The organism is Pedobacter sp. AW31-3R, assembly GCF_052180285.1.
GTDB lineage: Bacteria > Bacteroidota > Bacteroidia > Sphingobacteriales > Sphingobacteriaceae > Pedobacter.
Genome location: NZ_CP197475.1, coordinates 4,302,152 through 4,314,777, shown reverse-complemented (window position 1 = coordinate 4,314,777; position 12,626 = coordinate 4,302,152). Strand labels below are relative to the sequence as shown.

The 12,626-nt window shown below is 45.5% G+C and carries 12 protein-coding genes; 8 read left to right on the top strand and 4 right to left on the bottom strand.

Going from position 1 to position 12,626, the window contains the following annotated elements; all coding sequences use genetic code 11:
- Positions 1 to 105: 105 nt before the first annotated feature.
- The 3 genes from ACSBL2_RS17655 to ACSBL2_RS17645 all read left to right on the top strand — a co-directional run bounded on the left by ACSBL2_RS17655 (position 106) and on the right by ACSBL2_RS17645 (position 5,003).
- Positions 106 to 1,203 (top strand): efflux RND transporter periplasmic adaptor subunit, encoded by a 1,098-nt coding sequence (locus tag ACSBL2_RS17655; RefSeq protein WP_442587872.1) that lies wholly within the window; start codon positions 106 to 108, stop codon positions 1,201 to 1,203.
- A 63-nt stretch (positions 1,204 to 1,266) separates the two neighbouring features.
- Positions 1,267 to 2,196 (top strand): helix-turn-helix domain-containing protein, encoded by a 930-nt coding sequence (locus tag ACSBL2_RS17650; RefSeq protein ID WP_442587871.1) that lies wholly within the window; start codon positions 1,267 to 1,269, stop codon positions 2,194 to 2,196.
- 242 nt (positions 2,197 to 2,438) lie between these two features.
- Positions 2,439 to 5,003: a DUF5686 family protein gene (locus ACSBL2_RS17645; protein ID WP_442587870.1), complete on the top strand. Its 2,565-nt coding sequence runs from the start codon at positions 2,439 to 2,441 to the stop codon at positions 5,001 to 5,003.
- A gap of 249 nt (positions 5,004 to 5,252) precedes the next feature.
- On the opposite strand, the gene ACSBL2_RS17640 is transcribed toward ACSBL2_RS17645, so the two are convergent.
- Positions 5,253 to 6,449, bottom strand: a complete 1,197-nt coding sequence (locus ACSBL2_RS17640) for a BamA/TamA family outer membrane protein (protein ID WP_442587869.1) — start codon at positions 6,447 to 6,449, stop codon at positions 5,253 to 5,255.
- 65 nt (positions 6,450 to 6,514) lie between these two features.
- Between ACSBL2_RS17640 and ACSBL2_RS17635 the strand changes: the two genes are divergently transcribed.
- Positions 6,515 to 7,228: a DUF92 domain-containing protein gene (locus tag ACSBL2_RS17635; RefSeq protein ID WP_442587868.1), complete on the top strand. Its 714-nt coding sequence runs from the start codon at positions 6,515 to 6,517 to the stop codon at positions 7,226 to 7,228.
- Between the two features lie 179 nt (positions 7,229 to 7,407).
- Entirely contained in the window at positions 7,408 to 8,094 is a 687-nt protein-coding gene (locus ACSBL2_RS17630) for a substrate-binding periplasmic protein (protein ID WP_442587867.1), read from the top strand.
- 218 nt (positions 8,095 to 8,312) lie between these two features.
- Here ACSBL2_RS17630 and ACSBL2_RS17625 read toward each other — a convergent pair whose 3' ends face one another.
- The gene (locus ACSBL2_RS17625; RefSeq protein ID WP_442587866.1) at positions 8,313 to 8,561 is read right to left on the bottom strand and encodes a hypothetical protein; all 249 of its coding nucleotides are present in this window, start codon (positions 8,559 to 8,561) and stop codon (positions 8,313 to 8,315) included.
- Between the two features lie 276 nt (positions 8,562 to 8,837).
- Between ACSBL2_RS17625 and ACSBL2_RS17620 the strand changes: the two genes are divergently transcribed.
- The 3 genes from ACSBL2_RS17620 (at position 8,838) to ACSBL2_RS17610 (ending at position 10,666) form a co-directional block, all read left to right on the top strand.
- A complete protein-coding gene (locus tag ACSBL2_RS17620; RefSeq protein WP_442587865.1) occupies positions 8,838 to 9,785 on the top strand; it encodes a helix-turn-helix transcriptional regulator in 948 nt (315 codons plus the stop codon).
- 89 nt (positions 9,786 to 9,874) lie between these two features.
- Positions 9,875 to 10,372: a DinB family protein gene (locus ACSBL2_RS17615; protein ID WP_442587864.1), complete on the top strand. Its 498-nt coding sequence runs from the start codon at positions 9,875 to 9,877 to the stop codon at positions 10,370 to 10,372.
- A gap of 30 nt (positions 10,373 to 10,402) precedes the next feature.
- Positions 10,403 to 10,666, top strand: coding sequence for a DUF6965 family protein (locus tag ACSBL2_RS17610; RefSeq protein WP_442587863.1), 264 nt, complete (start codon positions 10,403 to 10,405; stop codon positions 10,664 to 10,666).
- A 118-nt stretch (positions 10,667 to 10,784) separates the two neighbouring features.
- Here the strand turns inward: ACSBL2_RS17610 and ACSBL2_RS17605 are convergent, their stop codons facing one another.
- Both ACSBL2_RS17605 and ACSBL2_RS17600 read right to left on the bottom strand, forming a co-directional pair.
- Positions 10,785 to 11,192 carry a MauE/DoxX family redox-associated membrane protein gene (locus tag ACSBL2_RS17605; RefSeq protein WP_442587862.1) on the bottom strand — a complete coding sequence of 136 codons (408 nt, stop codon included), beginning with the start codon at positions 11,190 to 11,192 and terminating at the stop codon, positions 10,785 to 10,787.
- A gap of 607 nt (positions 11,193 to 11,799) precedes the next feature.
- Complete coding sequence (locus tag ACSBL2_RS17600; protein WP_442587861.1) at positions 11,800 to 12,375, bottom strand: Crp/Fnr family transcriptional regulator; 576 nt, start codon at positions 12,373 to 12,375, stop codon at positions 11,800 to 11,802.
- Positions 12,376 to 12,626 lie beyond the last annotated feature (251 nt).

Below are 12,626 nucleotides of genomic sequence, written 5' to 3'. Positions count from 1 at the left end.
CCAGATATTCAGGGCAGAGCCAGAGAGACAGAAACCTAAACACGGAAAACCAGGGAAAGCCTTTAAACCAGGGAACCTGAGACCCTTTAACATTTAACACAGAAAATGAAAACGACAGTCAAATCATATCAAACTCTACTCGGTGGCTTCATCTTGCTTGCCGTACTGGGCAGCTGCGGACAAGAAGAAAAGAAAGCCGCGGCAGCAGCAACACCGGCAACCATAAAGACCTTCATCCTGCAGCAGGAGGAGATGAAGAGTTCCCTGAAAATGCCGGGTGAACTCATCGCCTACCAGCAGGTGGACCTGTATGCTAAAGTCAGCAGTTTTGTCAAGACACTGAAAGCCGATATCGGAACAGAGGTGAGGCAAGGACAGCTGCTGATGACCCTGGAAGCACCGGAACTGGGTTCACAGCTGGCGGCAGCGGAATCCAGGCTGAAATCGCAGGAAGCCATTTATATGGCGAGCAAGTCGAATTACGACCGTTTACTGGAGACCAGTAAAACTCCGGGTACCATTTCCAAAAACGATCTCGACCAGGCGAGTGCCAAAATGAACTCCGACAATGCGCAACTCAATGCAGCCAGGGCAGCCTATAAAGAAGTGGGCAGTATCAGCAATTACCTTGAAATCCGCGCTCCCTTCAGTGGTATTATCTCTGCGAGAAATGTAAACCTGGGTGCCTTTGTCGGCCCTACGGGGAAAGGGTCCGAATTTCCGCTCTTCACCCTGCAGGAGCAGAAACACCTGAGGCTGGTCATTTCCATCCCCGAGCTCTATACCGGATACCTCAAAGCAGGCGATACGGTTACTTTTACGGTACAATCCAAACCTGCGCAGCTGTTTACGGCCACGGTAAAAAGACTATCCGGGGCGCTCGACCTGCGCCTGCGTGCGGAAAGGGTAGAAATGGATGTGCCGAACCTGGACAAACAGCTTCTTCCGGGGATGATTGCTGAAGTATCGGTGGCATTACCAGCAAATGCGGGTACTTTTGTCGTGCCAAAATCAGCAATTGTCGATAGTGCGGAAGGAATTTATATCCTAAAGGATGAAAACCATAAAGCGGCGAAAATAACCGTGAAAAAAGGGAGGGAAAACGACGGAAAAGTTGAGGTATTCGGCGATTTGCATAATGGAGACGTAATTGTTACAGAAGGAATGGAGGAAATACGTGTTGGTGATGCCATCAGCCAATAATTTGACATTGTAAAAAGAAATCACGTCTCAAATTATGTGCAATTTTAAGACGTGAAAAAAAGCATGAGCCTTCTTGAATTTTATGAAATGTTTAGCACCAACCGCCCGGATGTGACCATCCCCAGTTTGCACAGGGTGCCGCATGCCGGGCATTTCAATGTATTCAAAAGATCTGGTTACTGCACTGCTAATCCCTCTCCCTACAACAGGAGGGATTTCTATAAGATTTCGCTGATCATTGGCAAGGGGGTGTTGCATTATCCCGACCAAAGGATAGAGATTGACGGGACGGCAATGATATTTAACAATACCACGGTACCATATTCCTGGGAAACCACCTCTGAGTTTCAGTCGGGTTATTTCTGCCTTTTCACGGAAAACTTTATGCGCCAGCGTACAGAGCCGCTGAAGGAAACCATCCTTGCCAGGATCCAGGAGAGTCCCGTGTTTTTTATCGATGCTCAGCAGGAGCAATTCATCAGTGCTATCTTTGAGAAAATGATCGCTGAACTGGCATCCGATTATGCCTATAAGGCAGATATGATGCGGAATTATATCAACCTGCTGGTCCATGAAGCCTTAAAGACCCGACCTGCCTTACCCGAGTTAAAATCCACCAATGCGGCTTCCCGCATTACTTCCCTGTTTTTCGACCTGCTGGAAAAACAGTTCCCGATCTTCAGTTCAGATACCGTATTGCAGCTGCGGACGGCCAATGACTTCGCGGGAAAGTTGTCTATCCACGTCAACCACCTTAACCATGCGGTAAAGGAAACTACAGGGAAAACCACTTCCGAACATATTGCCAACCGCATTGCGAATGAAGCCATTGCCTTGCTCAAACATACAGAATGGAATATTGCTGAAATAGGGTATAGCCTCGGTTTTGAGTATCCTGCCAATTTCAATACCTTTTTCAAACGACATACACAGGTCGCACCGAAGGCTATCCGGGAACACCGCGGGGAAAATCAGCTGCGCCAGGCGATGTAAGGGTTTTTCCCTCAATAGTTTATTCCTGCTTAACAGCTTGTTTCTCTTCAGTACTGCAGGCCCATGTAAGCGTTTTTCCCTTCAACCGCCTATTCCTTCTCCACAAGGTATTTCTCCTCTGCCTCCTGAAATTCAATCTTTAAAAAGTGTTAAATAAACCTGCTTCATTATGAAATACCCATTTTTGGTCGTAAATTACCGATATAATCCATAAAAGGGCTTTAATACAGGTATTTTCCAAAATGATCGATCAAACAAAGAAGTCTTTTTATCTCCTATTTGCATTTTTCTTATTCTTTACGATACAAACCAGGGCACAAACTACCGTTGTCTCCGGCGTCATCACCGATTTCAAGGATAAAACACCATTGCCCTATGTCACGGTGTCTTTCAAAGGCACTGCGCTCCTCACAAAAACGGATGCCGCAGGTAAATATATGCTGCGCAGCAGCGGAGCCCACAGCCATATCCAGGCCAATTACATAGGTTATAAAACGGTAAGCCTGCCCATTGTGCCCGGAAAGGCACAGACCATCAATATCAGGTTGCAGGAAGAAAGCCAGCGCCTTTCTGAGGTCAGCATCAGCACGGCAAAAAAGAAAGTACGGTACAAAAACAAAGACAACCCTGCGGTGGAGCTCATCCGTCAGGTCATTGACCATAAACATTTAAACCGGCTGGAAAGTGACAGCGCGGTACAATACCAGCAATACGACTGGATGCAGTTTTCCCTGAGCAACCTGAGTGATAAATTCAAGGCGAAAAAAGTATTCCGCAAATACCAGTTCCTGTTTGAGGAACAGGATTCCGGCAAGGTAGGCGGAAAGAATATCCTGCCGATCTATATGCGGGAACGCTTGTCGGACCACTACTACCGTAAAAATCCGGAGAAGAAAAAGACCATCATGCTGGCAGATAAACATGTGAACTTTGATGCCAACCTGGTCGACAATAATGCGATAGGCAATTACCTGGAACGGATGTATGCCGATATCGACATCTACAGCAATACCATTGTCTTCACCAACAGCCAGTTCCTGAGTCCTATAGCAGATACTGCACCCGGATTTTATAAGTTTTTTATCACCGATACGATAAAAACCGAAAAGCCGAACCTGATTGAGCTTTCTTTTATCCCAAGAAATGAAAATGGACTCCTGTTCGAAGGGCGGATCTATATCACCATGGATGGGAAGTATGCCGTGCAGAATGCCTTTTTGAAAGTCGGGAAGACCGTCAACATGAATTTTGTGCGGGCACTGGAGGCTACGCTGAGCTTCGAAAAGGACAAGGCGGAAAAGTATCATTTAAGCAGGAGCCACCTCAGTGTCGACTTTGGCCTGGGCAACAACAATGGGAGAGGGTTCACGGGCGACCGCACCGTGATCGTCAAGGGCTATCAGACGAATGTCAGGCAGCCAGACAGCCTGTTCCGTGGGGAAGAGCTGGAGCTGGCACCGGATGCCGAGAAACGATCCGACCAATACTGGGCGGCAAACCGGCTGGACAGTGCGGCGGTCGACAGGGTGAAGATCTACGGCAATATCGATAGCCTGGGCCGGATGAAATCTTTCAAGCGGACAATGGACATCGTTTCCTTCCTGTTCCTGGGCTATAAAAAATACGGGCCTGTGGAAGTCGGGCCATTTTACACCTTTTACAGTTTTAACAATCTCGAAGGACTGCGGTTGAGATTAGGGGGGCGTACCACGACAGATTTCAGTACGCGTTTTTACTTTGATACCTATGCTGCCTATGGCTTTAAGGATGAGCAATGGAAGTCCTACCTCAGCGGTGCCTATGCTTTCAACAACAAGTCCATTTATACTTTTCCGCAGAGTTTTGTCCGTGCCAGCTACCAGCGGGATGTAGACGAACCGGGCGATCAGGCCACGAACATTATTCCTGAAGAGAATATTGCTTCTTCCTTCCGCCGTGGCGAAAACAATAAGTTCCTGTACAATGAATTTTACCGGCTGGAATACATGCAGGAATACCTGAACCACTTTTCCTTCAATCTTGGTTTCAGGAAGTGGACACAGCGGCCTGCCGGGATCCTCCAATATACCAATTTCGCAGGGGGACAGCAGAATACCATCGGCCAGCTGACCAGTACCGAGCTGAACCTGGAGTTGCGTTATGCCCCCAAAGAACGTTTCTATCAGGGCAAGGTCTTCCGGGAGCGGTTGATTGAGAAATATCCGGTGTTTATCCTGAACTATGCTGCGGGAATCAAGGGTTTTTTTGGCGGGGAATACAGTTACCATAACCTGCTGGCCAGTATTGACAAAAGATTTTACCTGTCGCAATTTGGCCGGACAGACCTGCGCCTGGAAGGAAGTTATATCTTCGGGAGGGTGCCCTATCCGCTGCTGGCGGTCCACCGTGCGAACCAGTCCTATTCCTACCAGGTATATGCCTATAACCTCATGAACTTCCAGGAGTTTGTGAGCGATCAGTATGTCAGCCTCAACCTGGACCATAATTTTAACGGACTCATCCTGAACCGTATTCCGCTGATCAGGCGCCTGAAGCTGAGGGAATACGTCACCTTCAAGGCTTTATACGGGGCCTTAAGGAAGGAAAATGATCCGAATGCAGATCCCTCCCTGATTGCTTTTCCTGTCAATGAGAACGGTGTACCGCTCACCTACAGCTTAAAGAAAACACCTTATACAGAAGGCAGCGTGGGGATCGGAAATATCTTTAAAGTCATGCGTTTTGACCTGGTCCGCCGCTTCAATTACCTCGACAATCCGGATGTGTCGAAGTGGGGATTAAGGGTAAAGGTGCAGTTCGAATTTTAGGCCAGAGGGGTCAAATGGAAAGAAACAGTTAATGCTGAAGGCATGTGTTGCCTTTGAAAGAAAGAATGATAGCTGAAAGAAGCTCTTAATGTTGAAGGCAAGTGTTGCCTTTGAAAGAAAGAATGATAGCTGAAAGAAACAGTTAACGCTGAAGGCAAGTGTTGCCTTTGAAAGAAAGAGTGATAGCTGAAAAAAGCTGTTAACACTGAAAGCAAGGGCTAAAAGTTAAAGCGAATACCCTTATAAGAATTAAAAAACCTCATTTAATCCTACAAATACCCCTTTGGAACCATAGTTCCCTATCCCGTAATCGATGCACAGATTCGAGCGGGTATGTTTGTTAAACAAGATGCGCAATCCCGCGCCTCCACCGGGTTCCCAGTAATTGAAAAGCCGGGTATTCCCCTGGTCGCCGGCCGATTCCATATTCAAGAAAAGCACCCCGCTCAACAGTTTATTCCGTAACAGGGGAAAACGGTATTCTGCTTCCTGATAAAAGTAAGAAGGGCCTTTAAAACGGCCGATGGTATATCCGCGGCCAGTGCGCTGTTCAATATCACTTCCTGTACCGGGCAACTCCAGGTAGGGTACGGAACCCTTCAGCAGGTAAGAAGCCCAGAGCCAGTAGGCCAGTACATGTTCAGGATTGCGTGTAGAAAGACTAAAATACTTCCTCAGTTCCGTCTTCAGCTGCAGGCCAGATTTTTCGCTGCCCATCCACTTTTTATTGGTCTTCAGCAATACATCAAAATAAATTCCACGGTAGGGACGGTATGGCTGGTCGCGGCTGTTGTACTGTATATTCAGCAGCAGGCCATTGGCGAAATAACTATCCGGGGAATAGCCATTTTCCAGGCTGTAGGTTTCATTGAAACTCCGGGGATGGGAAGTGTCCTGCATTGCATTGTCAATATTCGAGTAATAATTGATGGCAATCCCCCCGCCAATAAAAAAATTATGGAACAGTTCTTTGTATACATTTTCACTCAGCTTCAGGAAGCGGTAATTCAGCTGGAATTCACCGGGATCATTTCCTGTCGTGCCGATACCATGGTCCAGCATCACGGTCTTTCCCACATCCCAGCTGCCCTGGAAATTCCATTTGTTCTGCCGGGTATACCCGTTATGTTTCAGCTGGATAATAGACAGTCCCCCGGTAGACAGGGCGGCATAGGCATCGAACACCGAAAGCGTCGTATTCTCCGGATTCCCAAAATAACGGGTACCGGACACATCGATGCCGAATTCAAAGCCTGTACTGGGCGTATACCCAATGGTAGGCAATAATACCAGGCTACCCATTCGCTTTGCGCTGGTATCTGCCTTTCTGTTTTTCCGGAAGACAGATTGGTACACATCACCGATATCCATTGTATCCGTCTGTGAAAACACGGGTTCTACCTGCAGGATCAATAGGAAAAGGACAAGCAGATATCTTCTATACATTCAGTCTTCTCATGGGTTAAGAAACTAAAACTACAATTTTTCCGGTAAATCGTGTAGATTCGGTGATGAATTTCAGTCTACCCCACCTGCCTTTCCTTGTGCTGCTGCTTGGCGGGCTCCTGTACAGCATCGCCGGGAAAAAGCTGACCCTGCCTGGGGCATTAACCGGGGCAGTTTGTGGGCTGCTCATTTATCTGGGCTGCGGGTATACCGGATTTATCCTGATGACCACTTTTTTCCTGCTGGGAACCATTGCTACCCGTGTAGGCCGCAGGAAAAAAGAGCAGATTGAAATACGGGCTGAAGACGAAAGAAGGAACTCCCTGCAGGTCCTTGCCAATGCAGGCATGGCCACCCTACTGGCCATCTTCGCTTTGTTCGATACGCAGCATGCGGAAGGATATACGCTACTGCTTGCGGCGGCTTTTGCTTCGGCTACGGCCGACACCTTATCCTCCGAGCTGGGCATGGTGTATGGGAAAAACGCTTTCCACTGCCTCACGCTGAAAAGGGAAAGCAGGGGACTGGATGGCGTCATCAGCATCGAGGGCACACTGGCCGGCCTGGGAGGCGCGGCGGTCATTGCGCTGATCCATGGATGGGGTAATGGATTCCACAGCAGTTTCCTGTTCCTCCTCATTTCCGGTGCTGTGGGCAACTATTCCGATTCTGTCATTGGTGCCACCCTGGAGCGGAAAAAGCTGCTGGGAAACGATGCGGTCAACTTTCTGAGTACCCTCATTGCGGTTGGATGCTGTCTCTTGGTCAGTTCAATCTAAAATTATGGGCTATTTGTCGTTTAAATCGTTGCCAGCGCAAAGATAAAGCCCGCAAATGTTAAAAACATTCTTATTTTCGTAGGTAATTAACGCGTTAAATGATTTTACAAACTTATCTTTTGATAAATTATTGCTAATTCGTGTCAATTGACCTAAAGAAGAGATAATATCGTACATAAATGAAGCAAATATTAAAAATAGGATTAGATTCAGCTGCCCCATATCCTATGCACAGCGATTATAATTCCGCAGTATTTGAAGGCTTTGAAGTGGACCTGATCAGGGAAATAGCAGCATTGCTGAATCTGGAAGTACACTATGAAGTCTCTTTATGGCAAAATATCCTCGAGAAGTTATATAAAGGGGAGTTGGACATGATCTGTTCAGCGGTAACGATGACCACCTCAAGGGAGATGATCCTCGAGTTCAGCCATCCCTATTTACAGTTCCAGCTCTGTGCTGTGGTGAATAAAAACGATGAACTGACGGGCCTGCAGTCCTTCAAAAACAAAAAGATAGGCATCCGGATTGCCACAGAAGCAGAGAAATATGTCATGGCCCAGTTTCCTTACAATGCCACCTGGCATGCGGAGACCAACCAGGAATTGTACGATAAGCTGATAGCGGGCAGGATTGATGTGCTCATCGACGATTCGCCCATTGCCGATGGATTCCTGAAGAAAAATGATTCACTGGCCATCGGCATGTTCATGCCGGGGACGGAATCGCAATATGCCATTGCGATGAAGAAAGGTGATGTAGAGCTGAAGGAGCGGATCAATGAAACCATTGACCTGTTAAAAGAGAACGGAAAGTATGCTGAAATACATGATAAATGGTTTAAGCAAGTCAAGCTGGTGATTTAAATCACCAGTCACAAACTTTAAGAAATTTCAATTGTTTATCAGACGAACATATCATTCACACCGTGGGAAATAAAGCCGGAGAAAAGAAGAAGTCAAAGGATGACAGTAAGTCCAGAAAGAAAAAGGATTGTTGTGAAAAATATAAAAAAGGCAAACGCTGCAAAAACTGCCCAATGCGCTAATCCATTGGCATAAATATTACACCGGACGAGTTTTTGCTAACGCATTTGCTGTTTTATTTTTTGTATGGCGCCGAATACGATCCCGTTGATTCTTTCCATACTGATTTTTTTGTGTTCTTCCTCTATCCAGAGATAGTCTTTTTTTTCTAAGTCGTAGATAGCTACGCGTGGTCCGTGACCAGAGCCCAGTCCGTCGAAGTAATTGTAACACTCCACGACAGAATTGCATCTGTAGTACCAGTCCTGATCCAGGTTGTAATTGATGTTAATAGCGATGTATCTCATCTTAATAATTTTTGGTTAAGTTTAAATGTAGGCTAAGTATCCAGAATAATAAAATTTATTACACCAATAACTGTATTCGATACACGAATTACAGGGAAGTGTACACTAATTATTTTTTGAAGATCCGGGCTTGTATATAATTATTCCTCATAGTTTTAAAAAGTATTCCAATGGTGTTTAAAATATTATTCCTCAGGGTTTTAAAGAATATGTTTGCCACGTTTTGAGGAAAGTTTTTAGACAGGGTTTTCTCTTTCGTCTTTGTATCTTTGCCGGATGAACCGATTGGATCGTTTAACGGCAATTCTCATCCAGCTGCAATCGCGCAAGGTGGTCAGGGCACAGGACATCGCAGCGCGATTTGACATCAGTCTGCGCACGGTATACCGTGATATCCGTTCCCTGGAAGAAAGCGGTGTGCCCATTATTGGGGAAGCCGGTGTAGGATATTCGCTGGTGGATGGATACCGTTTGCCGCCCATCATGTTTACCCGGGAGGAAGCCATGTCATTTATTACGGCAGGGAAACTTGTCGAAGGATTAACGGATGCGGTTAACCTTTCGAATTACAGCAATGCCTTATACAAAGTAAAAGCCGTGCTGCACAGTACTGAAAAGGATTACCTCGAACATATTGACGACAGGATAGCCGTATTGCGGGGCAAACGGCCTGTGGCACAGGAACTGCAATTGAATCCCTTGCAGACCATACTGAAAGCGATTGCGGAGAAAAAGGTCATGCAGCTTTCCTATTTCGCCTATTACCGTCAGGAGCAGACCCTGCGTGACATTGAACCTATAGGCGTATTTTACCTGGACCATTACTGGCACCTGCTGGCTTATTGCAGGACGCGTAAAGCTTGCCGTGATTTCCGGTTCGACAGGATCAACCACATCGCTGCCACAGCGGAAACCTTTGACGATGTGCATGTGCCGTTAAAGACTTACCTGGAGGACCAGTACAAAGAGATGAAATTACAGGAGGTGGTGATGCGGATTCCACGCCATGCGGCATTACACCTCGGAGAGCAGAAGTATTACCAGGGTTTCCTCAGTGAAAAGGAGGAGGGGGACGATATGGTGATGAATTTCCTGACTTCCTCCCTTGAAGGTTTTGCGCGCTGGTACCTATCTTTTGCAGATTATGCGAAGATTGTCTCTCCTGAGGTATTGAAACTCAGGATCCGTGACTTACATGAGGCCATGACCAAAAATCTGCTTTGAGAAAAAAAATCTGCTGTAAAAAATACTGCTGACATAGGGTTGTCACTGTGCCGCTGTTATTTTGGATCATCAAATTAAAATATCAGAATATGGCAATGCTTCAGGAATTATTACAAGAGTTAAACAATGAATCGGTCATCACCCGTAAAATGCTGGAAAGGATTCCGGCAGATGCCCACGCTTATCAGCCTCATGCCAAGAGTATGACCATCAGTCAGCTGGCCGGCCATATCGCGGAACTTCCGCAATGGGTATCCCTGGCGTTTGACACCGATGGGATAGACTTTGCGACTTCGCCCTATACCCCGCCCGTATGGAATGACAATGCTGAACTGCTGGCTTTCCATGAGCAAAACCTGAAAGGGGCGCAGGCCTCACTCGAAAATGCTTCAGCGGAAGACCTTTTGCCGGATTGGGTATTGCGGAATGGGGAGCAGGTTTTGCTGACCGTCACCAAAGCCGGAATGGTGAGGCATGCCTTCAGCCAGATCATTCACCACAGGGCACAGCTTGGGGTATACCTGCGATTGCTGGATGTGCCGATTCCGGGAACCTATGGTCCCAGTGCAGATGAACAACACTTTTAGAAAAGCGGTAAAATCCGTAGCTTTGGCCTTATGACAGCAGAAGAATTAGAAGGCTATTTTACGGGGATTGCATTACCGGAACGCATCACCTTAGAGAGTGGGGTAGTGGTAGAGGATGTACCTTTATTTCTGGAATCACATTTTGACTATATCCGGTCGAATGAAGGTTCAAAGTCTATCAATGTGTATTTGCAGCGCCTGCATCTTGCCATTCAAGCGATTGAAAATCCTGTGGAGGAAATAAAGCCATCCGCAGAAGAAGCTGCTCCTGATGTTGAAGCAGCCTCAGCTTAATGCAGGTATGCAGGTGATGTTTTTTTGAAGAAAATGGCCCGCATCCACGGGACATTTTCTGATTAAAACAACAATTAATAAACATAGTAGGGTATCATGGGTAAGGTGTTGTATTTCTTTAGAGCTCCATCAGCAATACACCGGCAAGTGCAATTAGTGTAAGGCCGATATTCAACTTAAAATGTTTTTTCCAGCCCAGGCGACTAAACAATCCGCCACAGGCACAGGGGTATCTGCTATAAACCTGATAAACTGCCCCGCCAATATATAGTGTAAAAAGGAACATCAGGAAAAAGGAAGAATACATGGCGAGAAGACGGGTCTTGTTAAAGATCAGCAACAAGGCAAGTGCAAGTTCCAATGCCGGTATCACATAGGTCAAGATTTTGCATATCCAGTTTGGAAAAACCTGTGCTTTCATGGCATGTTTGTAAGCAGTCCAATAAGATAATTTTGATAATGCGGAATACACCCATAAGGCTACGAGGAAACCGCTAATGATAATTATAAAAGGATAGGTGCTCATAATTTATTTTGTTTTTCGGTGATAAGGTATCACCAAGTTACAGCAGGATGAGGAAAAGATGATAGGCCATCTGTCGTAATCAGATCAGTCAGTTGGCCCTATTGAAAAAACGATTTCATAAAAAACTGCGCAGCACCAGGATGCTGCACAGCATGAAAAAATCAATTCTTAGTTGATGCGAAAGACTGGAAAAGGGATTTAAAATTTGTGCGCACCCTAAAGTAGCGCACAAATCAAACACACAGGTAGATGTTGATTATGAAAACGTAAAACTCAAAAATATAAAATGAAAAGAGATACAACATAAATCTGCCCATTGCAGCTTCATCAGCTGTAAAACTGCCGAAGGCAGCTTGAAAACAAAAGAAATGAAACCATTCAAAACAGCAACTGTTTTCTGATGAACCCGCAACGAACCATACAAAAATACGGGGTACCCTCCAAAGTAAAAGGGACATCTGGCCTAAAGATCTGGCCAGATGTCCCTTGTTGTCAACGTACTTAACTCTTGCGTCAATATTGCGGTAATAATACAAGCATAGGAAGCAGGTAGGTTATAATAAGGTAGATAGTCGGGAATTTAACAACCCTGCACAGGGTTGAGAAATTAATCTCTTAAATGCTTGTAACGGATTCGGTTAAGTGTTTTTCTGGAAATGCCGAGGAAGGCGGCGATACTCTCTACAGAGGCCTTCATAAATACAAACGGTGATTCCTTCATTAATGATAGGTAGTGGTCTTCGGCGGAGCAGGCGAGTCTCAAAATCCTGTCCTGGCTCTTCTTAGAGTAATCTTCGAGCAGGCTTTGGATATAACCGCTGCATTCCGGGAATTTCGCTACCATTTGCTGAACGTGCTCGTGTGAAATCGACAGCAGGATACTGGGTTCCAGCAATTCTATGTAAGAGTCTGAGGGCACCTGTTTAAAGAAACTATGGATGTTCATTACAATTTCATGGTGATTCCAGAACCAAAAAGGAACTTTCCTGTCTTCTTTGTAAACATATGCCATAGCGGCACCTTTTTCAATAAACCACACTCTGTTTGATACATGTCCGGGACTAAGGATAATTTGGCTTTTTGAATACACTTCTCTTTTGATCATGTGTTCCAGCTCCTTTTTCAACTCCGGCTTGATTGCCTTGTTACCAGCAAGTATCCTGAATAAATCTTCATTGTCCATGCTTAATGATTTTTAGTGAATAACAAATAATTAATTGGGTTGGTCGTGACCGATCCGTCGGATTTCCATCCCCTCTCAGTCGATTTAAAATGTTTAATTTCTTTTCCTAATATCGTCCCTCCATTCTTCTAATTAATATTTTGACAATTATCGATAGTATAACTATAAACAATATACGAATAAAACTAAATTCCAAATTATTTTTGTGAAAATAATTCAGCACTTATTTTGTAACTTTTGTACAAGTCATA